Genomic DNA, 20573 nt, shown 5'->3' on the forward strand with positions numbered 1-20573 from the left:
TGCCGGAAGGCACCGAGATGGTGATGCCGGGCGACAACGTGTCGATGGAAGTCCATCTGATCTGCCCGATCGCCATGGACGAAGGTCTGCGTTTCGCTATCCGTGAAGGCGGGCGTACCGTCGGCGCCGGCGTCGTCGCCAAGATCGTCGAGTAGTCGGCCCCCGGGCCAACGCCTCGATACCGTATCCGGAACGCCCGGAGCCGTAAGGCTCCGGGCGTTTTCGTTGTGCGGGCTCCGCCCGCGCCCGGCCCCGGGCCGGGGGCCCTTGGAACCCGTCGATGGTCGGGTGCGTGACGGACAACCAATGGGATCCAAGGGCCTTGCGGCCCGGGGCTGGGTGCGGGCGGAGCCCGCCTTCAAGCCATCTTGCCTCGGGCCGGCGGGGTGTCTAATATCCTGCATCCAACCGGACGGGGGATGCTGGAATGGGCGGAGTGGTACGGGGAATCGCGGGCTTTTCCCGAGTGACGGCCAAGGCGATGCGCTGGCTGACGCTGATGCTGCTGAAGCTGTCGCGGTGGATCGTCCGCCTGACCGGCCGTGGCACCCTGGCCTTTGCCCGGTCTTCCAGTGAGATCAAGACCTCGACCGTGACCGCGCTGGCGGTGGGGGCGGGCGGCATCGTGCTGTCGCCGCTGGTCGAGATCAGCGTGCTCGGCACGCCGGTATCGAGCGCGCTCTGTCTGGCCGTGCTCGGCCTGGTGCTGGGCGGGCTGGCCGGCTATGCCGCGGTCAAGAAGGTTCGGGGTGTCGTCGCCAAGGCGCCGTCGAACTCGTAACGGGTCGCGCGGGCCCGAAGGGGGGCTCGCCCAGACCATTCAGGACGCGGAGGGGTAATGTCGGAAAAGGGTGAGCGCGAGGCGGACAGCGACGCGGCGGGTTCGGCCGCGCTGCCGGCGGTGCCGGCGGAACGGGCGCTGAGTCTGGCGCAGAGCGAGCAGCTCGACCTCAGTGGGCTCAACGAGGATCAGGTGGCCCTGATCAAGCGCCAGCATGCCGACGGGATGGTCGCGCTCCAGGTCAAGGCGGCCGAGATGAAGCTCGACGTCTCCGCGCTCGACGCGGCGCTGACCTCCTTCACCGACCAGACCGCCAAGGCCAGCCAGGCCGGCGCCCATGCCACCATCCAGCACTCGCAGACCAGCGCGCTGGGCCGGACCGAGGTGGTGATCGGCAACACCGAGCGCGCCGCCGCCGGCCGCTTCTCCAATTTCAAGGACCTGTTCGGCCGTTACATCCTGTGGATCGTCGGCGCGGTGGCGGTGGTGGTGATCCTCGCCACCACGGTGATGGGACGCTAGCGGATGTTCCGGCGCGACATCGTCTTGCGCCGGCCCCAGGACGCCGCCCGCGAGGTGGTGCGTTTCCGCGCCGCGCTCGGGGCGGCGGGCCTGCCGCAGGTCACCGCCGCCCTGCTCGAGGAGCAGGTTGAAAGCGCGCTGCTCCAGTTCCAGGAGCAGATGCAGATCCCCCACGTGCAGAAGATGGTTGCCGATCGGCTGCTGGAGGGGGATGGTTATCGGGTCTCGATCGAGGTGCGCCTCGGTCGCGACGGGGTATTTGCCAAACTCTTGCGCCTGTTGCGGGGGGGATGATGGCCCTGGCTCGTCGTCATATCCAGGAAGCCCACGAGTTCTCTCGGGATTTCGAGGGACTCGATGCCGATGTCAAAGCCTACTTCTTCTCGCTCGACCGCGAGCAGCTCGACCAGCTGCTGAAGGAATACGGCAAGCGTTACAGCCCGCAGGCCGAAAGCTATGCCCGGCAGACCCTGCCGAAATGGCGGGCGGGCTCGGCGCGGATGTCGGGCACGGTGATCCGCCGGTTGTTCGACCTGCTGCCGCCGGTGATGCCGCTGCCGATGAAGTTCCAGCTGGCCGAGCGGATCTGGCTGCATTTCGGTCCCGCCTCGCGCCACGAATACGTCATCGGCCCGCATGCCGACGTCGAGGATCTGGTCGAGATGGTCCATGCCCGGCTCGATCAGGTGGTGGTGCCCTACGAGATGGAGGAGACGGTCCCGCACCGGATCCACTGGCTGTCGTCGGGCGACGTCAAGGTCAAGGAAAAGCTGCTCAACCATTCCCGGCAGGTCCAGAAGGCGCTGGCCAAGGAAAAGCTGAGCCTTGAGGTGCCGGTGCTGCAACGGCAGGTGCGCGAGCATCCCGACATCACCCTGCTGGCCCGCACCGAACTGAAGATCAACAAGCATACCGTGGTGGTCTCGGTCGATCGCAGCCTCGGCCGCAAGGTGATCGAGCCCGGCCCGGAACAGATCATCAGCCGCGAAAGCCAGCACACCTGGCTGCGCCTGCTGGTCGGCACGGTGGTGGTGTCGTTCATCCTGTCGCGCCAGCCGGTCTGGTCGCTGCTGGCCGAACTCGGCACCCGGCTGAAGGTCCTGCTGTTCTAGGTGTTCTCTTTCCCTCAGGGTTCGCGGCGCCTTTCGGCCCTCTCGTCGAGCCCGTCTCCCCGCGCCGCGCTCGTGACAGCCGGACGAATCCAGGGTAAAGCATGCGGCGTTCCCGCTGCGGCCGGCCGGTCCGGCCCGGGGGCCGCCGCCGGCGTGGGGCCGGCTTGTCTGAGCCCATCCCGCGCGGCATAATCGCCGCCGGCTCAAATACAGGTTCGGGGGTTATTTGAATGTCTGAGGCTACGGGACGGGAATTGCAGAGCGTCGAGCCGGTTAGCAATGTCCCGGCCGAACGCGCTCTCAATCTCGCGCAGAACGACCTGATCGACCTGAGCGGGATGAACGACGCCCAGATCGCCGACATCAAGCGCCAGCACGCCAACGGCATGGTGGCGGTTCAGGTCAAGGCGGCCGAGATGAAGCTCGACGTCACCGCGCTCGACGCCGCCCTCAGCTCCTTCACCGACCAGACCGCCAAGGCCACCCAGGCCGGGGCCCACGCCACCATCCAGCATTCCCAGAGCAGCTCGATCGGCAAGACCGAAGTGGTGATCGGCAACACCGACCGCGCCGCCGCCGGCAAGATCAACACCGGCACCGGCGGGCACATGCGCACCCTGATCGTGGTGGGGGTGGTGTCGGTCGCGGTGGTGATCCTGGTCGGTCTGTTCCGCGGCCATCCCTGACCGCTCCGTCTGGCGGCTGGCCGGCCCCGATCCGGTCGCCGGCCGCCGCGCGCGGCACCCCGGGCGGCGCTCAATCGCCTGGGGGACGGCCGCTTTTTCCGGCGCAGGCAACGATGCTACACTGCGCCGCGTTTCAGTCCGGGGGACCTCATGCCTTATACCGCCGATATCAGCCGCGCCAATCCGACCTGCTTCCTGTTCGTGATCGACCAGTCCGGCTCGATGGATGAAATCCTTGAGTCGGGGGAATCCAAGGCGGAATTCGTCGCCAACGTTCTCAACAAGACCCTGTACCAGCTGGTAATTCGCAGCACCCGCGCCGACGGCGTGCGCAATTACTTCGACGTCGGCGTGATCGCCTATGGCGGGGCCGGGGTCGGCAGCGGTTTCCGTGGCGCCCTGGCCGGCGGGATCATCCACCCGCTGTCGGAGATCGAGGCCAACGTGCTGCGCGTTGACGAGAAGACCAAGAAGGTCAGCGACGGCGCCGGCGGTCTGGTCGAGGTGTCGGTCAAGTTCCCGGTGTGGTTCGAGCCGGTCAACCAGGGCGGCACCCCGATGTGCGAGGCGCTGCACAAGGCGGCCGAGGTGCTGGTGGCGTGGTGCGACGCCCACCCCAATTCCTATCCGCCGACGATCATCCACGTCACCGACGGCCAGTCCACCGATGGCGATCCCTCGCGCGTCGCCGACGGACTGAAGCAGATCGCCACCGGCGACGGCACCGCGCTGCTGTTCAATCTGCACATCGACCGCACCAGCGGCTCGGCGGTGCTGTTCCCGGCGACCGAGCGCGGCCTGCCGGATTCCTATTCGAAGATGCTGTACCGCATGTCGAGCGTGTTCCCGCCCCACCTGCTGCCGGCGGCGCAGGCCAAGGGCCACGACGCCGAGGCGGATTCGCGCTTCTTCGGCTACAAGGCCAACATCGAGGAAATCGTCGATTTCTTCGAGATCGGCACCCAGGCCGCCAACCTGCGTTAGGCGCCGGGGGTGAGCAGACGGCGGGGGGCGGCGGCATCCGCCGCCTCGCGCGGCGCGGCGGCGGGGGCGAAGCGGGCCGACCCGAGGCCGGCCGGAGCGGAGGAGGGCCTGATGCGGCCGTTGTTCGAGGCCCAGGTGCCCAAGCTGGAAACGGCACCCCAGGAGAACGAGGACGCCGCCTGCTGCTGGCCGCAGCGCGGTCTCTACGCCATCAGCGACGGCGCCAGCGAATCCTATCATTCGGCCGCCTGGGCCCGGGTGCTGGTGCGGCGCTTCATCGCCCATCCCGAGTTGGGGCCGGACTGGCTGGCGGCGGCGATCGCTGAATACAATGCCGGCTTCGACCGCGAGGCGATGTCGTGGAGCGCCCAGGCGGCGTTCGATCGCGGCTCGTTCGCCACCCTGCTCGGTTTGTCGGTGTCGCGGCCGGAGGAACGGGTGCGGCTGCTGGCGGTGGGGGATTCGCTGGCGGTGCTGGTGTCGTCCGGCCGGCTGGTGGCCTCGTTCCCCTATGAGACCGCCGAACAATTCGCGGCGCGGCCGATGCTGCTCTCGACCCGGCCCGAGCGCAACGAGGCGCTGCTGCGGCCGGCCACCCTCCAGGCGATGACGGCGGAATGGGGCCTGAAGGGCACGGTCAATCCACGCGTGCTGCTGATGACCGACGCACTCGGCGCTTGGCTGCTGGCCGACCCGGACGAGCGGCTCGATCGCCTGCTCGGGCTCGCCTCGGCCGAGGCCTTCGCCGATCTGGTCCATGAGGAACGGGTGGGCAAGCGGATGCGGCGCGACGATTGCACCCTGCTGGTGCTGGGCTAGGCGCGATGGCCTATCCCTCGCCCGATACCTATAACGACGCGGTCCAGGCCCCGCATCTGGCCTTCACCGACCCGGTGCTGCAACAGGCGACAGTGGCCCGCAACGAGCGCGGCCTGCCCCAGGCTTATGGCGGCGGCTTCGTCGTCACCTATGCCCTCAGCCACGGCAGGCGGACCTACGCCGTGCGCTGCTTCCACCGCGAGGCGCCCGATCTGGAACGGCGCTATGCCCATATCGGCGCCGCGCTGGCGCCGCTGGCCGGGCCGTTCGCCCCGTTCGTCGGCTTCGAGTTCCAGCCGGCCGGGATCCGGGTGCGCGGCGCCGACTTCCCGCTGGTCAAGATGGAGTGGGTCAACGGCACCCCGCTCGGGATCTGGCTGGAGCGCAACCACCGCCGCAAATCGGCGATCAACACCCTGCTGACCCGGCTGCGCGCGCTGGAGAAGCAGTTGCGCGAGGCCGGACTGGCCCATGGCGACCTCCAGAACGGCAACATCCTGGTGCAGGATCGCGGCGTCAAGCTGATCGATTACGACGGGATGTTCGTCCCCGGACTCGACCTGGGCCAGGGCGCCGAACTCGGCCACCGCCATTTCCAGCACCCCCAGCGCGCCGCCGCCCATTTCGGGCCGGAGATGGACCGCTTCTCCTTCATCGTGCTTGATCTCAGCCTGCGCGCCCTGGCGATCGACCCCCGGCTGTTCCCGCGCTACGCCAACGGCGAGAACATCCTGTTCTGTGCCAGCGATTTCCTCGACCCGGCCGGCTCGCGCCTGTTCGCCGAGCTGCGCGGGATCCGCTCGCTGGCCAAGGACGTCGAGAAATTCGCCGCCCTGTGCGGCCGTCCCCCGGTTGATCTGCCGACGCTGGAGGATTTCGTCGGCATCCGCCCGGCCCCGCCGCCGCCGCCGCCGCGCCCGACCCGGCCGCAGGGGCCGGCCAAGACCGCCAACCAGCTGCTGCTGGAAGAGCTGCAACGGACTCCGACCGAGCCGTTGCCGCCCGAGGTGCTGATCGACACCGGCGAGCCGCAGGGCCCGCTCTATCAGCCGCCCGGCACCCGCGAGGACGCGGTGCCGCAATGGCTGGTGGTGGCCGGCGTCGCCGCCCAGTTGCTGTGGCTCGGCGCGCGCAAGGGCGGGCAGGCCGCGCTGGAGGTCGCCGCCCGCCACATCGAACCCCATCTGCCCGAGGAACCGCCCACCGCCACCGATCTCGCCGTCAAGGCGCTGTCGTCGCTGCGCAAATGGTGGGGCAGCAAGATCGGCTGAGGCTCTGCGCGCAAACATGCACAGGTGAGGCGGGCTGCCGCCCGCCGGCCCGCTCGGGGAGCAAGCTCCCCGAACCCCTCTTTTTTTATCGATGAAAATCAAGGGGGTCCGGGGCATCGCCCCGGCGGGTCGCGGGCAGCGCCCGCGCAACCTTGCCCCTCATCCCCCGGCCAGGGCGTCGAACAGCCGCACCCCGAAGCCGGTGGTGCCTTCCGGGCAGAGCGGATCCTCGTCGTCGGCGAATTCCTTGCCGGCCATGTCGATATGGGCCCAGGCTACGCCTTCGGGGACGAAGTGCCACAGGAAGCGGGCGGCGTCGTCATTGTCGGGCACGTCGTCCCAGGCGCAGTGGCGCAGATCGGCGATCGCCGATTTGAGGTCCTCGTCGCAGGATTCGGTGATCGGCAGCCGCCACAACGGCTCGGCCTCGTGCCGGCCGAGCTTCAGCAGCCGCCGCGCCAGCCGGTCGTCATTGGCGTAGAGCCCGGCATGGAAATCGCCCAGCACCTCCTCGACCGTGCCGGTCAGGGTGGCGATGTCGATCATCGCGCGCGGGGCGAAGCGGCGGGCGGCATAGGCCAGGGCGTCGGCCAGCACCAGCCGCCCCTCGGCGTCGGTGTCGATCACCTCGACGGTCAGGCCGGCGGCCGAGCTCCAGACGTCGCCCGGGCGCTGGGCCCGGCCCGACGGCATGTTCTCGGCCAGGGCCAGCACCCCGACGACATGGGCGGCGGCGCGGCGCCCGGCCACCGCCCGCAGCGCCCCCAGCACGGCGGCGGCGCCGGCCATGTCGGCCTTCATCGCGTCCATCTCGTCATCGTCGGCCTTGATCGAGATCCCGCCCGAATCGAAGGTGATGCCCTTGCCGACCAGCACCAGCGGCGGCTCGTCGGCGCCGGCCCAGCGCAGCAGCACCAGCCGGGGCGGCCGTTCGCTGCCGCGCCCGACCGCCAGCAGCAGATTGAGTCCGGCCTCGGCCAGCGCCGCCTCGTCGAGCACGCTGACCTCGACCCCCAGCGTCTCCAGCCGGCGGGCGTGCTGGGCGAATTCCTCCGGGCCGAGCCGGTTGCCCGGCTCGTCGGTCAGGTCGCGGGCGAGGAACACCCCCTCGGCCACCGCCTGCCGCGCCGCAAACAGCCGCGCCGCCGCGTCGGGATCGTCGGTGGTGATCGTCACCGCGGTCAGTACCGGCTCGCGGTCGTCCTCGTCGTCGGGATCGCGCCGGGTGCGGTAGGTGCGCAGCGGGCGATAGCCCTTCAGCACCAGCCCGTAGCCCAACTCGGCCGCCGCCGCCGCCGGCAGGTCGAGGCAGGCGGTGGCGCTGGCCGCGCCGGATTCGTCGAGCGCGTCGAGCAGGGCGCCGCCGGCCTCGCGCCAGTCGGGGGCCTTGGGGTGGCGGCCGCCGAGGCCGAGCACCACCAGCGCGTCGAGCCCGCCCGGCGGCAGGCGGAACAGTTCGGCCTCGCCGCTGTCGCCGTCGAAGCCGGCGGCCTTGAGGGCGCGGAGCAGCCGGCCGTCCCGGTCGAGGGCGGCCAGCGCCGGACCCGGCCGCCGGCGGCGCCGGCAGCCGAGAACGACGGTGCCGGCGGGCAGGGCGGCGGCCGGCGGGGCGAAGGCGACCCGGATCACCCGCCTACTTGCTCCCCTTGTCCTCGTAATGATCGGCGACCAGCCGATCGAGCAGGGCGACGCCGAAGGCGGTGGCGCCCTTCGGGCAGGTGGCGGTGTCCTTCTTGCTCCAGGCGGTGCCGGCGATGTCGAGATGGGCCCAGGCCACCTCGTTGGTGAAGCGTTTGAGGAACTGGGCGGCGGTGATCGAGCCGCCCTCGCGCCCGCCGACATTCTTCATGTCGGCGATGTCCGACTTGATCTGCTTGTCGTAGGCCTCGCCCAGCGGCAGCCGCCACAGCGGCTCGCCCACCGCCTTGCCGGCGGCGGTCAGGCGCTCGGCCAGCCGGTCGTCGCTGGCGAACAGGCCGGCATATTCATGGCCGAGCGAAATGACGATCGCCCCGGTCAGGGTGGCGAGATCGACCATGAATTTCGGCTTGAAGCGGTCCTGGGTGTACCACAGCGCGTCGGCCAGGACCAGGCGGCCCTCGGCGTCGGTGTTGATCACCTCGATGGTCTGGCCCGACATCGAGGTCACCACGTCGCCGGGACGCTGGGCGCTGCCCGACGGCATGTTCTCGACCAGCCCGACCACGCCGACGGCGTTGACCCGGGCCTTGCGGGCGGCGAGGGCGCGCAGGGTGCCGATCACGGTGGCGGCCCCGGCCATGTCCCACTTCATCTCTTCCATTCCGGCCGACGGCTTGATCGAGATCCCGCCGGAATCGAAGGTGACGCCCTTGCCGATGAAGGCGACCGGGGCGGCCTTGGGATCGGCCGCGCCCTGCCAGCGCATCACCACCAGCCGGGATTCGTGCTCCGAGCCCTGGCCGACCCCGAGCAGCGCCCCCATGCCGAGCTTGCGCATCGCCTTCTCGTCGAGCACCTCGATCTCGACCCCCAGCGCGGCCAGGGTCTTGGCCTGCTCGGCCAGGGTCTCGGGGGTGATGACGTTGGCGGGCTCGGTGACCAGATCGCGGGTGAAGTCGATCGCCTCGGCCACCGCTTCCAGCCGGGCATAGGCGGTCTTGGCCTCGGCCGGCGGCTCGACCTGGAAGCTCAGCTTCTTGAGGGTCGGCTTGTCTTCCTTCTTTTCCTTGGTGCGGTACTTGTCGAAGCGGTAGGCGCGGCGGCGGGCGCCGAAGGCGGCGTGGGCGGCGATCTCGGCGGCGTCGAGGGTCACGCCCGGCACGGTGTCGATGATCACCGCGGCCTCGGCGTCGCCGGCGCTCAGCAGGGCGGCGACGGCGTTGCCGCCCAGCGCCTGGGCGGCCAGGGCGTCGAACGATTTGGCCTTGCCGATCCCGACCAGCAGCAGCCGCGACACCTCGAGACCGGCGGGGGCGAGCAGGGTCAGGGTCTGGTTCGCCTTGCCTTCGAACCGGCCGGCGGCGATGGCGCGGCCGAGGCCGCCCTGGGTCGCGGCGTCGAGCGCCTGGGCGGCCGGCGGGAGCTGCCCGCCCTCGGCGACGGCGACGACCAGCGCGCCGGCAGTGGGGTGCGACGGCTTGGAAAAGGCGATCTTCATGGATTTCCTCGCGGGGGAAAGGACTTGGAAGAATTCGGTTCCCTCACTCTAGCCCGGACGCGGCCCGCTGTCACGATGGCCGCGGCGGGAGGGAGGGGCGCGCGCAGGGCGTTGGCCTTGCTCCGGGGGTCGGGCATACTCGACCGACAGGCAGGTGCGCAGGGAGGATCGCCCGATGACCACCGAGGTAGCCACTTTTCTCGCCCACGCCCTGGCGATGGAGAACGAGGCGGCCGACCGCTATGACGAGCTGGCCGACACGATGGAGATTCACAACAACCCGGCGGTGGCCGAATTGTTCCGCCAGATGGCGGCCTTTTCCCGCCGCCATGCCGAATCGGTGGCCGAGCGCGCCGCCCGCCACGATCTGCCGGTGCTGAAATCCTGGCAATATCGCTGGAACACCTTCGAGCCGCCCGAGGTCGGCGCGATCGAGGGGACCCATTACCGCATGACTCCCCACCACGCGCTGTCCTTCGCCCTCGATAACGAACGGCGTGGCCGCGATTTCTACGCGGCGCGGGCCAAGGACGGCGCCAATGGCGAGCTGCGCCGCCTCGCCGCCGAGATGGCCGAGGAGGAAGCCGCCCATGTCGCCGAACTGGAACGCTGGCTGGAGCGGGTGCCGCCGCCCGACGGCGACTGGGACCAGGACGACGACGAGGCGATCGTCGCCGACTGAACGGCCCGATCCTCCGCCGGGGTCAGGGGAGGGGCTGGCCGTCGATCGTCACGGTGACGCGGCGGATCACCGACGGTTCGCCCAGCCACACCCGCCATTGTTTGAGGCCGAGCCGCGCCGGCCCGGCCGCATCGACCCGGTAGCGGAAGATCACCGTCACGGGTCCGCCGACCAGCCCGGGCGGGCGGGACGGGGCCTCGTGGCTGACCCCGAGCGGGGTCAGCGGGGAGGGCTCGGCCGCCCAGCTGTAGCCGGTGCCGGCGCGTTCCTCCAGACGCAGTTCGATCACGGTGCCGACCGGCACGGCCAGGGTGCGGCCGTCATCGCCCTCGTCCAGCCGCAGCGGCGCCGGGGCGTCGGCGCAGCCGGCGGCGAGCAGGGCGGACAGCAGGAAGGCCGCCGCCCGCCGCATCACCCGACCGGGAGTTCGCCGATATAGATGCCGAGGCCGCGCGCGGTCTGGGCCAGCGGGCCGTAGGGATCGACCGCGCGGGTGATGCCGGCGACGTCGCTGAGCGGCACGTCGCCGACCTGGCCGTGCTGCCACGCCACCATCCGCCCGAGCTTGCCGGCGGCAATCAGATCGACGGCATGGACGCCGAAGGCCGAGGCGACGACGCGGTCGCGCATCGACGGCATGCCGCCGCGCTGGACATGGCCCAGCACGGTGACGCGGGTTTCGGCCTGGACCAGCTCGGCCAGCTTGGCGGCGAGGTAATGGCCGATGCCGCCATAGCGCACCTCACCCCCGGCCTGGATGGTCGAGACCGGCTCGCCGGATTCGGTCTTGCAGCCCTCGGCCACCACCAGCAGGGCGTGGTTGCGGCCCTCGGCGCGGACGGCGGCGATCCTGGCGGCGATGCCGTCGAGGCTGTAGGGGATCTCGGGGATCAGGATCACGTCGGCGCCGCCGGCGACGCCGGCATTGATGGCGATGTGGCCGACATCGCGCCCCATCACCTCAAGGATCATCACCCGGTGATGGCTGGCGGCGGTGGGGGCGAGGCGGTCGATCGCCTCGCCGGCGACGTCGAGCGCGGTGGGAAAGCCGATGGCGTAGTCGGTCTGGGCGACGTCGTTGTCGATCGTCTTGGGGATGCCGACCATCGGGATCCCGCCCAGCCGGCACAGCTGGTTGAGGATCCTCATCGAGCCGTCGCCGCCGATCACCACCAGCGCCTCGATCCCCAGTTCGCGGTAGCCCTCGACGAACTCGGCCGAGCGGTCGCGGAAGCTGCCGTCGGGCATCGGGTAGTGGAACGGGTCGCCCTTGTTGACGGTGCCGAGGATGGTGCCGCCCAGGCGCAGCATGTCGCCGGTGACCAGCGACAGGTCGAATTCGACGTAATTGAGCGGGCGGGTCATCAGGCCCATGCTGCCGTCGCGGATGCCGAACACCCGCCAGCCATAGGTCCGGATCGCGCGATGGACCACCGCCCGCAACGCCGCATTGAGCCCGGCGCAATCGCCGCCGCTGGTGAGAATCCCGATCCGCTTGACCGCCATTCCGTCCGCTCCCTCGAGAACCGACCTTACCCATACCGTTTTCAGACGCGTTCTGCTACCCTCGCCAGCGCGATTCTTCCCCCGAGGCGGAACGGGAGGCGCGCGGCGCCACCGGGGCCGGCACGTGACGGTGCCCCCGGACGGAGCCGTGTTCCCAGCCTCGGCGGCGGAAGTCTGCGCGGTTTTGGTTAAGCTGGCTTTAACGGTGTCATCCGCCCATGAGTGACGACAATCTCGACGACGTGCGACAGCGGCTTGCCGATCTCAAGACCGAACACCGACAACTTGACGACCTGATTGCCAGCGCGCCGCGGATGATGCCGTTCGACCAGCTCCGCCTGCAACGGCTGAAGAAGCGCAAGCTGGCGCTCAAGGACGAGATCTGTGGACTCGAAAACCTGCTGATTCCCGACATCATCGCCTGATCATGACCCTGCGACCGGTTCATCTCTGTCTCGGCACCAATCTCGGCGACCGCGCCGCCAACCTGCGGGCGGCGCTGGCGGCGCTGGCCGATGATCTCCGCGTCACCGCCTTGTCCTCGGTGTGGGAGACCGCGCCGCTGCATGTGCTCGACCAGCCCGCCTTCCTCAATCTGACCCTGGCGGGCGAGACCGGGCTCGACGGCCATGCGTTGCTGGCCCGGCTGAAGCGGATCGAACACGATCTCGGCCGGGTCGCCTCGGTCCGCTACGGGCCGCGCCTGATCGACATCGACATCCTTTGCCTCGGCGCGGTGGTGTGCGCGGATCCGGTGCTGACCCTGCCGCATCCCCGGCTGGCCGAGCGCCGCTTCGTGCTGGCGCCGCTGGCCGAGATCGCGCCCGGATTGATCCCGCCCGGCCTCGGCCGCGACGTCGCCGCCCTGCTGGCCGCGCTCGGCGAGGATGGCGGCGCGGTCCGCCGCCTCGGGCCGCTGGAATCGCTTGCGCCGGCTTCCGCCGCCGCGCTATGACCTCGCGTCCCGGCACTCCGGCCGGGGAAAGGGTCCCTATCGTGACGTTTCATTGCCCCGTCGAATCCCAAGGCGCCACCACGGCGCAACGGCTGTACACCATCGTTGTCCGCGATCTGGTGTTGAAATTCTCGATCGGCATCCACCCCCACGAGCGGCTGGCGCCGCAGCGGGTGCGGATCAATGTCGAGATGGGCGTGCTTGAACAGGCCGGCCCGACCGATGACGACATCGCCAACGTGGTGTCCTACGAAGACGTGATCGACGGGATCCGCCGTCTCGCCGGCGAAGGCCACATCAATCTGGTCGAAACCCTGGCCGAGAAGATCGCCGCCCTCTGCCTTGAGGACGAGCGGGTCGAACGGGCCCGGATCCGGGTCGAGAAGCTCGACGTCTATGCCGAGGCCGCCTCGGTCGGGATCGAGATCGAACGCCACCGCTGCCCCTGAGCCGCCGGCCGGCAAGCGCCTCTGACGGGGGGGGCGGGCTCGGCCCGCCCCGGCTCGTGCCGGGCTGTCTTCCCGGCGATCTGGACAGGCTGCGCGTTCCCGCGTACCCTGCAACCCGGGATGGCATCACGACGCAACGGCGAGGAGGCGAGATGAGCCTGCATTTCTCCGGCCCGGAGTCGCGCCACTGGACCCGTCTTTCCTGCGGTTCCGCCGGCATTCTGCTGACCCCGGCGGGGGAAAGGCCGGTGACGATGGTCGATGCCTCGCGCGGCGGCTACAAGCTGCGGTTCGATCCCGATCCCGACATCCTGGCCGCGCTGTCGCCCCAGCCGCGCGATCTGCACGTCCTCAGCCTGGACGACCGGCGTTTCGCCTCGTCGGTGCTGTGGGTGCGGGGCGATCTGGCCGGCTGTCGCTTCCAGCTGCATCTGTCGCTCGACGACATCGCCCTGCTGATGACCAAGGAATTCCGCCTTCAGCCCGGCGAGGTCGTGCCGGCCTGAGCCCGGCGGTCAGGCCACCTGCGGGCGGTCGCGCAGCAGGGCGCGGTATTCCTGCACCTCGTCCTTGAGGTGGCCGTACAGGCTGCCGTCGATGATGCGGTAGATCTCGAGGCAGATCTGCTGCGCCTGCTTCAGATTCTTGATCTTCGGCACCACCTTCTTGCACAGATCGACATAGGCCAGGATCAGCGCGCCATGGCGGGCCTGATGGGCCTCGGCATTGAGTCCGCGCGCGGCGAAAAAGGCGTCCTCGGCCGCGAAGGCGGCCTTCATCGCCAGGAACACCGCCCCGGTGCGCTCGGCGACCATCGCATGGTCGAGCAGCGGGTCGTCGAGGATGCGGAAGAAGTCGGCCATCGCATCGATCAACGCCCGCCGGCCGTGATCGACCGTGTCGATGCCGGTTTCCAACGACATGTTCCACCGAAACATGATCTGCCCCGCTTCGCTTTTCCGCCCGACCCTCCCGGTAGGTAAAAAATACTCAGGCCTTCGCCCGAGGTCAAACCGGACGATCGGTTTAAGGGGCGACCGCCGTCAGGCGGAAAAAGCGTTGGACATTGAACCCTGGATTGTGATTCGGCGGTCGGGGTCTTGGCCAAGGCGGGGCTGCCGCCCCGCGCCCCGCCTGGAGGCCTCCGCCTCCAGACCTCCCCTGTTTTTGATGAAGGGAATCAAAGGGGGGGGTGGGGCATCGCCCCAAGCGGGGATCGGTCAATCAGTCCGGGATCGGCCCGGAGCCGGCCCCGGTGGCGCGGATCGCGGCGGCGATCTCGGCGCGGTTGGCCGGGGTCAGCTCCAGCCGGGCGGCGTCGAGCCAGCCATCGACCTGGGCCGGGCTGCGGGCGCCGACGATCGCGGCGGTGACGCCGGGGCAGCCGACCACCCAGGCCACCGCCACCGCGGCGACGCTGGTGCCGTGGCGGGCGGCGATCGGGCGCAGCGCCTCGGCCAGGGCGAGGTTGCGGCCGAGCGCCGGGTCGCGGAAATCGGCCGAACGCGCCCGCCAGTCATTGGCGGGCAGGGCGGCGGCGCGGGCGGCGCTGAAGCCGCCGCTGAGCAGGCCGGACTGCATCGGGCTGTAGACGATCACCCCGGTCTCGTGGCGTTGGCACCAGGGCAGCTCCGCCGCCGCCGCGCCGCGATCGATCGCCGAGAAGGGCGGCTGGAGGGTATCGACCGGGCCGATCCGCTCGGCGATTTCCAGTTGGGTCGCATCGTGGTTGGACAGGCCGACCGCGCCGACCAGCCCCGCGCGCTTGAGGTCGAGCAGGGTCTGCCAGTATTCCTCAAGCGGGGTGCCGTCATGGGCCGGCCAGTGCATCTGGTAGAGGTCGATCCGCTCGACCCCCAGCCGCCGCAGCGAGGCCTCGACCTCGCGGCGCAGGCTGGCCGCCGCGCCCACCCGTTGCGGCATTCCGCCCGGGTTGGCCGGATCCCACACCAGCCCGCCCTTGGTGAAGACGTAGGGCCGCCGGCTGGCCGGCAGCCCAGCCAGGGCTTCGCGCACGATCTCCTCGGAATGGCCGAGGCCGTAGATCGCGGCGGTGTCGATCCAGTTGACCCCGCGTTCGACCGCGTGGCGGATCGCCGCCACCGAGTCGCGGTCGTCCTGGGCGCCCCAGCCGAACGCCCAATCCGCGCCGCCGATCGCCCAGGCGCCGAAGCCGACCCGGGTCACCGCCATCCCGGTCCGCCCCAGCGGCCGGGTGGGCAAGGCGTCGTGCGACATGAGCGATCTCCCTCTTTGCCATCGTGCCACGGGCCAGGATGCGCCGCGGGGGGCGGACGGGCAAGCGCGGCGCGGCGTCCGATCCGTCGAGCGGCGTGGCCAGGACCAGTCCGACCGCCACCAGCGCCCGCCATCGTTCCCTCGGGCTCATCGGCGCGCCAGCACGCCGGTCAGGGCGGCCAGGAACGTCTCCATCAGCTCGGGCGTGGCCAGGGTGATCCGGATCCAGTTGGGATAGCGGAACGCGGTCATCGGCCGGATCGAAAAGCCCTGCCGCATCAGGCGGCGCTGGGCCAGGGTGTCGCCGATCGGCAGGCGGGCCATCAGGAAATTGCCGTGATGCGACTTGACCTCGAGGCCGAGCCGGGCCAGCCCGGCCTCCATCACCGTCCGCGCCGCCCGCGCGGTGGCGCGCGAGCGGACCAGATGGTCGTCGCCGTCCTCGACCGCCGCCAGCGCCGCCGCCTGCCCCGGGCCGTTGACCGAATAGACGATCGCGGTGCGGCGGATCGCCTCGACCACCGCCGGGCTGCCCAGCAGGTAGCCGATCCGCAGCCCGGCCAGTCCGTAGGCCTTCGAGAAGGTGCGGAAGATCACCAGATTGTCATGGCGGTCGAGCAGGGCCCGGCTGTCGGGATAGTCCGGCCGGTCCATGTATTCGGCATAGGCCTCGTCGAGCACCACGATCGCCCGGCCGCCGACGCGGGCGAGGAAGTCCTCGGTCTCGGCGGCGGTCCAGTAGGTGCCGGTCGGGTTGTTGGGGTTGCAGACGAACAGGATCCGGGTGCCGGGCTCGATCGCCGCCAGCATCGCCCCGGCGTCGAAGCGGTCGTCGCTGAGTGGCACCAGCCGGGCCTCGATCCCGGAAAACCGCGCGATCCATTCGGCCACGGCGAAGGTGCGGTCGGCGGTGACGATGCTGTCGCCGCTTTGACAGAACGCCTTGATCGCGAAGGCGATCACCTCGTTGGCGCCGTTGCCGACGATGATCTGGTCGGGATCGACCCGCCAGCGCCGGGCCAGCGCGGCGCGCAGGTCGAAGCTGTCGCCGCTCGGATACAGGGCGGCCCGGGCCGGATCGAAGCCGGCCAGCACGGCGCGGGCGGCCGGGGGCGGCCCCAGCGGGTTCTCGTTGTTGTGCAGCCGGTGCAGCCGCTCGATCCCGTACAGCCGGCACAGTTCGGTGTCGGGCGGACTGGGGCGGTAGGCCTCGAAGCTCTTGACGTAGGGCGGGATCAGCCGGTCGAGGTCGAACCCGATGGTCATCGCCCGCGCTCCGCCGGGGCGGGGCGCTGCAACACCAGCAGGTCGCCCTCGCCGCCATGGGGAATGACGAAGCGGGGGACGAAGCCGGCGGCGAGCAGGCCGGGGACGAATCCGGCCTGCCAGCCCTGGCCGAGGTCGAGTTCGCATTGCAGGTCGGCGAAGCCCGAGCGTTCGAGGTGGCGGCAATGGCGGGCGATGTTGTCGGCGCAGTCGGCGCCCGGCAGGGCCGGGCGCAGCACGGCACGGCCCTCCGCGCGGCGGGTGACCGCGCTCAGCACCGAACTGGGGCCGCCCGGGCCGCCCTCGGCCGGGGCGACCAGCCGGCGCGGCAGGCCGAGCGCGGCGTAATGCGCGGCGAGGAACGGGGTCAGCTCCGGCCCGGCCCAGCTCACCGCGCCGGGATCCTCGTGCAACTGGCGGAACAGCACCGGCCGCGTTCCGCCGGCGGTGGCGAGGCTGCCCAGGCGTTCGAACCAGTCGGCGGGGAAGTCGGGGCCGGGGGCGCGGTTGATCACCCCGAGCGCCGGGCCGCGCGCCAGCGCGATCAGGCCGGCCTCGACCAGGGCGGTCTCGATCCCGGCCGGGGCGCCGGCGGCACGCCACGGGCCGAACAGCTCGGCGATCCGTCCGCTCGGCTGCCACAACGCCCCGCCCAGCACCGCGCCGTCGGCGGTCTGGGCGACCAGCCCGTCGAGGTCGCCCGCCGCCACCATGTCGGCCAGCCGCCCCGGCTGGGCCAGGAAGCCCGGCGCCGCCGGGCCGGCGGCGAGACGGGCGAGCAGGTCGAGCCGCTCGGGCGTCGCCGGGGCCAGCCGCCACGCCGCCGCCAGGTCCGGCGCCGGTGGGGCGGTTTCGGCCGGGGCGAGGCGGGGATAGGGACGCAGCTTGTGCAGCAGCAGGCGGATCCGCCCGCCGTCGCGGACGAAGGCGAATTCATCGACCATCCGCGCCGCCAGCAGCAGGCCGAGATGGTCGAGATCCTCCGCTCCGGCCTCGGGCGACACCGCCTGGGTCAGGTTGAACATCCGCGGGTCGAACCCGGCGGCGGGCAGCGAAATCTCGACACTCATCCGATAGCGCCGGTCGTGGCAGCTCAAGGTGACCCGACCGCCCGGAGCCGACTGGCCGGCGACGAAGGCGATCACCTCCTCGCTCGCCAGCGCCAGGGCGCGCGCGGTCTCGGCCGGCATGCCGAAGGCGGCGCCGATTCCCTCGACCAGATGGGCGGCGGGGGCGACGAAGGCCGGCGCGGCCGGCAGCGACAGCGAGACCCCGCCGCCGTCCTCGGGCGAGGGTGTTGCGGCAGGGGGCATCATCGGGCTCCTTGGAACGGGGCGGGACGGGGATTATCGGGAGACGCCGCCGGCCTGTCCATCGCTCCCCCCCTTTTGATTCCCTTCCTGAAAACAGGGGAGGTCTGGAGGCGCTCGCCTCCAGGCGGGGAGCGGGGCGGCAGCCCCGCAGGGGACGGAAAGGACGGCGCCGACTCAGTCGGGGGCGCGGGCGTCGGCCTCGATCGCCCGCCACAGCGCCTCGATCTGCGGGGTCAGCAGGTGGATGCCGGTCGGGTCGGGCGGCGTGGCCAGTTTCTGGGCGACCAGGGCGTCGGCGCCGAACCACAGCGGCATCAGCCCGGCGAGGCGGAAGCCCCGGCGCCGCGCCTCGAGATAGGCCCAGGGGGCGGCGGCGCTGTCGGCGGCGAGGAACAGTTCGATCAGCGCCGGCGGCGCGGACCGCCCGGCGGCGACGGCGTCGAGCCGGGCCGGAAAGTCGCGGCCGATCGTGCCGACATGGCAGCGGATGGTGCCGGCGGCGCCGAAATCCTGCACGGTGAAATCGCTCTCCGCCGTCGCCGGGGCGGTGCCCTCGCCGAAAACGACGGCGCGGTCGAGCCCGGCCCCGCTCACCAGCGGCGCCAGCAGGTCGTGGTGGCGCGACGGCAGATGCAGCGCGCGGCGATGGTCGCGCAGGACCTTCGGCATCAGCACGCAGCCGACCCGGCGGCCGGCGGCGCCCTCGCCGGCATAGGCCCCGTCCGGCATCAGCGACAGTTCGGCCGCGGTGGCGATTCCGCCCCACAGCCCGCAGGCCCGCTGGGTGGCGGTGTGGTTGGTCACCGCCTCGCCGAACAGGGCATGCACCGCGGGATCGCGTTCGCCCAGGGCCAGGAAGCGCCGGCTGAGCTCCTCGGAGGTGCGCTGGCCGCGATAATCCGGCAGCACCACCACCTGGCCGCATTCGTAGAGGTGGGGGTTGGGGGCGGAGGTGCGCCACAGCGCCCCCTGGAGCACCACGTCGCCGGCCGGGGTCCGCCCGACCAGGGTCATCATGTCGCCGGCGGCGTTGAGGGCGATGATCCGCGCCGGGTCGTAATAATCGTCGAGCGGGTACTTGTCGTCGTAGATCGTGGCGATCAACTGACTTACCCCGGGTGCATCCTCCGGGCGCAGGCGGTCGATTTCGTAGGGTTGGCCGGGGGCGATCTGGCGCCAGCCGGCACGGATCGCGGCGATCGCCGCGGCGCGGGCGGTCATCGCCACTGTCGCCCCGTGCCGCTCACCAGCCCGGCGCGGGCGGCGGGGTCGGGCCGGTGCAGACGAAGAAGCTCTCGTGCGGATGGGGCACGGCGTGGCGTTCCTGGTCGGTGCCGAGGCGCAGGCTGACGTCGGCCGGGGCATAGCCGTCGGGGCAGACCCGCCGCGCCGCGTCGCGGCAGTTTTCCAGCCAGGCCAGCGAATCCCGGCAGCGGACGTGATAGATCGTGCCGCCGTCGCTGCGTTCGAACCGGGTGACCTCGGCGCAGCCGGCCAGTGCGGCCAACACGGCCAGCGCGGCCAGGGCCGGCGGCAGGGCAGGGCGGAAGAGGTGGCGGCGGGCGGGGCTGGTCATCGCGGGGCGGGGGCTTGGGATTCCGGTCGGGGGCGGGGATGATTTACCATGCGGCGGCCGACCCGCCCAGCGCTGTTTCCTAGGCCGAGGGCATGGGTGGAAACCGATCCGTTCAATCCCCATCATACCATCATCCGCAATGGTCGTGGGGAGGACGCAGATGCTGAAATCTTTGGTGGCCCTGGCGGCGGTGGCGGCGCTCGCCGGATGTACCGACGGACGCTTCCAGCCGTTCGGCAGCCTGGGCGACCCGGTCTGCCTGAAGGACGGCTCGGTCGCCTTCTATCAGGAGGCCGGCGCCGACGGCACACTGGGCCAGCCGGTCGCCCGCAAGGAATATTGCCCTTGGAACAAGTCCGCCAAACCGTGATCCGGGGGAACGCCACCTCTCCTCCGTCCGGCGCGGCGGGGGAGAGCGTTTGCGCGAATCGGCCATTGACAGCGATGGTCCCGATCGCTTCTTGTTATGCCCTATCAATTGGGTGTGGTGATGCTGTCGAGCAAGGCGAAATACGGATTGAAGGCGATGGTCCATCTGGCCGAACGCCAGGGGCAGGGACCGGTCCTGATCGCCGAGGTGGCCGAGGCCGAGCGGATTCCCAAGAAATTCCTCGACACCATCCTGCTCGAGCTGAAGAACCACGGCCTGCTGTCGAGCAAGAAGGGCAAGGGCGGCGGCTATGTGCTGGCCCGTCCGGCCGAGCGGATCATGGCCGGCGAGGTGATCCGCATCCTCGACGGGCCCTTGGCGCCGGTGCCCTGTGTCTCCCGCACCGCCTACCGCCCCTGTACCGACTGCCTCGACGAGGCGAGTTGCGCGGTGCGCGGGGTGATGCAGGACGTGCGCGACGCGATCGCGGCGATCGTCGACAATACCAGTCTGGTCGATATGGCGCGGCGGCGCGGCCGGACCGAACCGGTGCTGATGTACGACATCTGACCCGTTCGGGTAGGTCGCGGCAAGGCAACGGCGTCCCCGTTGGGGTGGCGCCGGGCCGGCGCGCTGTCGCCATGGCCCCTACCCGGGGCAGTTATTAAAATTTAATTGAGAGCAAATTGTTGTCGATTGGGACGATATTTATTATATTACCCGTGTGGTGAAGCATAGTCCGCCTGATATCTTTCGCTGTTGGGTGTGGGGCAAAGGCCTTTTTCTGGGTATAGGTATTTGTCACGAAGGTTGTGGTGAAATTGTCCAGGCGGACGGCTTGTTTGCTTGACAGTCCGTAACCACTGTATTAGACCGACTCTCCCCACGCCGGAGACCGAGACGC

General features: G+C 70.6%; 26 protein-coding genes. 16 read left to right on the plus strand and 10 right to left on the minus strand.

The features are described from left to right. From ACFSNB_RS14510 to ACFSNB_RS14550, 9 genes are all read left to right on the plus strand, one after another. The coding region (locus ACFSNB_RS14510; protein WP_465264568.1) for an EF-Tu C-terminal domain-related protein at positions 1 to 155 on the plus strand (155 nt) is incomplete at its 5' end. 272 nt (positions 156 to 427) lie between these two features. Further along, positions 428 to 781: a hypothetical protein gene (locus ACFSNB_RS14515; RefSeq protein ID WP_377317811.1), complete on the plus strand. Its 354-nt coding sequence runs from the start codon at positions 428 to 430 to the stop codon at positions 779 to 781. 57 nt (positions 782 to 838) lie between these two features. Next, on the plus strand, positions 839 to 1303 hold the full coding sequence (locus ACFSNB_RS14520; RefSeq protein WP_377317813.1) for a hypothetical protein: 465 nt from the start codon (positions 839 to 841) through the stop codon (positions 1301 to 1303). Positions 1304 to 1306: 3 nt separating this feature from the next. Beyond that, entirely contained in the window at positions 1307 to 1597 is a 291-nt protein-coding gene (locus ACFSNB_RS14525) for a hypothetical protein (RefSeq protein ID WP_377317815.1), read from the plus strand. Continuing rightward, positions 1597 to 2415 carry a hypothetical protein gene (locus ACFSNB_RS14530; protein WP_377317817.1) on the plus strand — a complete coding sequence of 273 codons (819 nt, stop codon included), beginning with the start codon at positions 1597 to 1599 and terminating at the stop codon, positions 2413 to 2415. The genes ACFSNB_RS14525 and ACFSNB_RS14530 overlap by 1 nt, the downstream gene beginning before the upstream one ends. A 230-nt stretch (positions 2416 to 2645) precedes the next feature. Next, complete coding sequence (locus ACFSNB_RS14535; RefSeq protein ID WP_377317819.1) at positions 2646 to 3101, plus strand: hypothetical protein; 456 nt, start codon at positions 2646 to 2648, stop codon at positions 3099 to 3101. 150 nt (positions 3102 to 3251) lie between these two features. Next, positions 3252 to 4085 (plus strand): vWA domain-containing protein, encoded by an 834-nt coding sequence (locus ACFSNB_RS14540; RefSeq protein ID WP_377317821.1) that lies wholly within the window; start codon positions 3252 to 3254, stop codon positions 4083 to 4085. Positions 4086 to 4196: 111 nt separating this feature from the next. Continuing rightward, a complete protein-coding gene (locus ACFSNB_RS14545; RefSeq protein ID WP_377317823.1) occupies positions 4197 to 4904 on the plus strand; it encodes a hypothetical protein in 708 nt (235 codons plus the stop codon). Between the two features lie 5 nt (positions 4905 to 4909). Then, on the plus strand, positions 4910 to 6175 hold the full coding sequence (locus tag ACFSNB_RS14550; protein WP_377317825.1) for a protein kinase family protein: 1266 nt from the start codon (positions 4910 to 4912) through the stop codon (positions 6173 to 6175). Positions 6176 to 6334: 159 nt separating this feature from the next. Here ACFSNB_RS14550 and ACFSNB_RS14555 read toward each other — a convergent pair whose 3' ends face one another. Together ACFSNB_RS14555 and ACFSNB_RS14560 are read right to left on the minus strand one after the other, a co-directional pair. After that, complete coding sequence (locus ACFSNB_RS14555) at positions 6335 to 7804, minus strand: leucyl aminopeptidase (RefSeq protein WP_377317827.1); 1470 nt, start codon at positions 7802 to 7804, stop codon at positions 6335 to 6337. A 4-nt stretch (positions 7805 to 7808) separates the two neighbouring features. Further along, complete coding sequence (locus tag ACFSNB_RS14560) at positions 7809 to 9314, minus strand: leucyl aminopeptidase (protein WP_377317829.1); 1506 nt, start codon at positions 9312 to 9314, stop codon at positions 7809 to 7811. Positions 9315 to 9489: 175 nt separating this feature from the next. On the opposite strand from ACFSNB_RS14560, the gene ACFSNB_RS14565 reads away from it, so the two are divergent. Further along, positions 9490 to 9996, plus strand: a complete 507-nt coding sequence (locus tag ACFSNB_RS14565; RefSeq protein ID WP_377317831.1) for a ferritin-like domain-containing protein — start codon at positions 9490 to 9492, stop codon at positions 9994 to 9996. A gap of 22 nt (positions 9997 to 10018) precedes the next feature. On the opposite strand, the gene ACFSNB_RS14570 is transcribed toward ACFSNB_RS14565, so the two are convergent. Then, positions 10019 to 10408 carry a protease inhibitor I42 family protein gene (locus ACFSNB_RS14570; protein WP_377317833.1) on the minus strand — a complete coding sequence of 130 codons (390 nt, stop codon included), beginning with the start codon at positions 10406 to 10408 and terminating at the stop codon, positions 10019 to 10021. Continuing rightward, the gene (locus ACFSNB_RS14575) at positions 10408 to 11502 is read right to left on the minus strand and encodes an ATP-dependent 6-phosphofructokinase (RefSeq protein ID WP_377317835.1); all 1095 of its coding nucleotides are present in this window, start codon (positions 11500 to 11502) and stop codon (positions 10408 to 10410) included. Before ACFSNB_RS14575 ends, ACFSNB_RS14570 begins: the two co-directional genes overlap by 1 nt. Positions 11503 to 11720: 218 nt before the next feature. On the opposite strand from ACFSNB_RS14575, the gene ACFSNB_RS14580 reads away from it, so the two are divergent. The 4 genes from ACFSNB_RS14580 (at position 11721) to ACFSNB_RS14595 (ending at position 13412) form a co-directional block, all read left to right on the plus strand. Then, on the plus strand, positions 11721 to 11927 hold the full coding sequence (locus tag ACFSNB_RS14580; RefSeq protein ID WP_377317837.1) for a YdcH family protein: 207 nt from the start codon (positions 11721 to 11723) through the stop codon (positions 11925 to 11927). A 2-nt stretch (positions 11928 to 11929) separates the two neighbouring features. Further along, complete coding sequence (gene folK, locus ACFSNB_RS14585) at positions 11930 to 12457, plus strand: 2-amino-4-hydroxy-6-hydroxymethyldihydropteridine diphosphokinase (RefSeq protein WP_377317839.1); 528 nt, start codon at positions 11930 to 11932, stop codon at positions 12455 to 12457. 41 nt (positions 12458 to 12498) lie between these two features. Further along, positions 12499 to 12906 (plus strand): dihydroneopterin aldolase, encoded by a 408-nt coding sequence (locus ACFSNB_RS14590; protein ID WP_377317841.1) that lies wholly within the window; start codon positions 12499 to 12501, stop codon positions 12904 to 12906. A gap of 152 nt (positions 12907 to 13058) precedes the next feature. Further along, entirely contained in the window at positions 13059 to 13412 is a 354-nt protein-coding gene (locus tag ACFSNB_RS14595) for a PilZ domain-containing protein (protein ID WP_377317843.1), read from the plus strand. Positions 13413 to 13421: 9 nt separating this feature from the next. Here ACFSNB_RS14595 and ACFSNB_RS14600 read toward each other — a convergent pair whose 3' ends face one another. From ACFSNB_RS14600 to ACFSNB_RS14625, 6 genes are all read right to left on the minus strand, one after another. Next, the gene (locus ACFSNB_RS14600) at positions 13422 to 13829 is read right to left on the minus strand and encodes a hypothetical protein (protein ID WP_377317845.1); all 408 of its coding nucleotides are present in this window, start codon (positions 13827 to 13829) and stop codon (positions 13422 to 13424) included. Between the two features lie 301 nt (positions 13830 to 14130). Beyond that, positions 14131 to 15144, minus strand: coding sequence for an aldo/keto reductase (locus tag ACFSNB_RS14605; protein WP_377317847.1), 1014 nt, complete (start codon positions 15142 to 15144; stop codon positions 14131 to 14133). Between the two features lie 147 nt (positions 15145 to 15291). Beyond that, positions 15292 to 16410 (minus strand): histidinol-phosphate transaminase, encoded by a 1119-nt coding sequence (hisC, locus tag ACFSNB_RS14610; RefSeq protein ID WP_377317849.1) that lies wholly within the window; start codon positions 16408 to 16410, stop codon positions 15292 to 15294. After that, positions 16407 to 17726, minus strand: coding sequence for an ATP-binding protein (locus ACFSNB_RS14615; RefSeq protein ID WP_377317851.1), 1320 nt, complete (start codon positions 17724 to 17726; stop codon positions 16407 to 16409). Before ACFSNB_RS14615 ends, hisC begins: the two co-directional genes overlap by 4 nt. A 171-nt stretch (positions 17727 to 17897) precedes the next feature. Beyond that, a complete protein-coding gene (locus ACFSNB_RS14620; RefSeq protein ID WP_377317853.1) occupies positions 17898 to 18944 on the minus strand; it encodes a hypothetical protein in 1047 nt (348 codons plus the stop codon). Between the two features lie 22 nt (positions 18945 to 18966). Further along, entirely contained in the window at positions 18967 to 19299 is a 333-nt protein-coding gene (locus ACFSNB_RS14625; protein WP_377317855.1) for a hypothetical protein, read from the minus strand. A 160-nt stretch (positions 19300 to 19459) separates the two neighbouring features. Here ACFSNB_RS14625 and ACFSNB_RS14630 point away from each other — a divergent pair, with 160 nt between their 5' ends. Beyond that, positions 19460 to 19669, plus strand: a complete 210-nt coding sequence (locus ACFSNB_RS14630) for a hypothetical protein (protein WP_377317857.1) — start codon at positions 19460 to 19462, stop codon at positions 19667 to 19669. Positions 19670 to 19789: 120 nt separating this feature from the next. Further along, the gene (locus tag ACFSNB_RS14635) at positions 19790 to 20239 is read left to right on the plus strand and encodes an RrF2 family transcriptional regulator (RefSeq protein ID WP_377317895.1); all 450 of its coding nucleotides are present in this window, start codon (positions 19790 to 19792) and stop codon (positions 20237 to 20239) included. Positions 20240 to 20573: the final 334 nt, after the last annotated feature.

This window comes from Phaeospirillum tilakii, from assembly GCF_042683125.1.
In the GTDB taxonomy this organism is placed as follows: Bacteria; Pseudomonadota; Alphaproteobacteria; order Rhodospirillales; family Magnetospirillaceae; genus Phaeospirillum; species Phaeospirillum tilakii.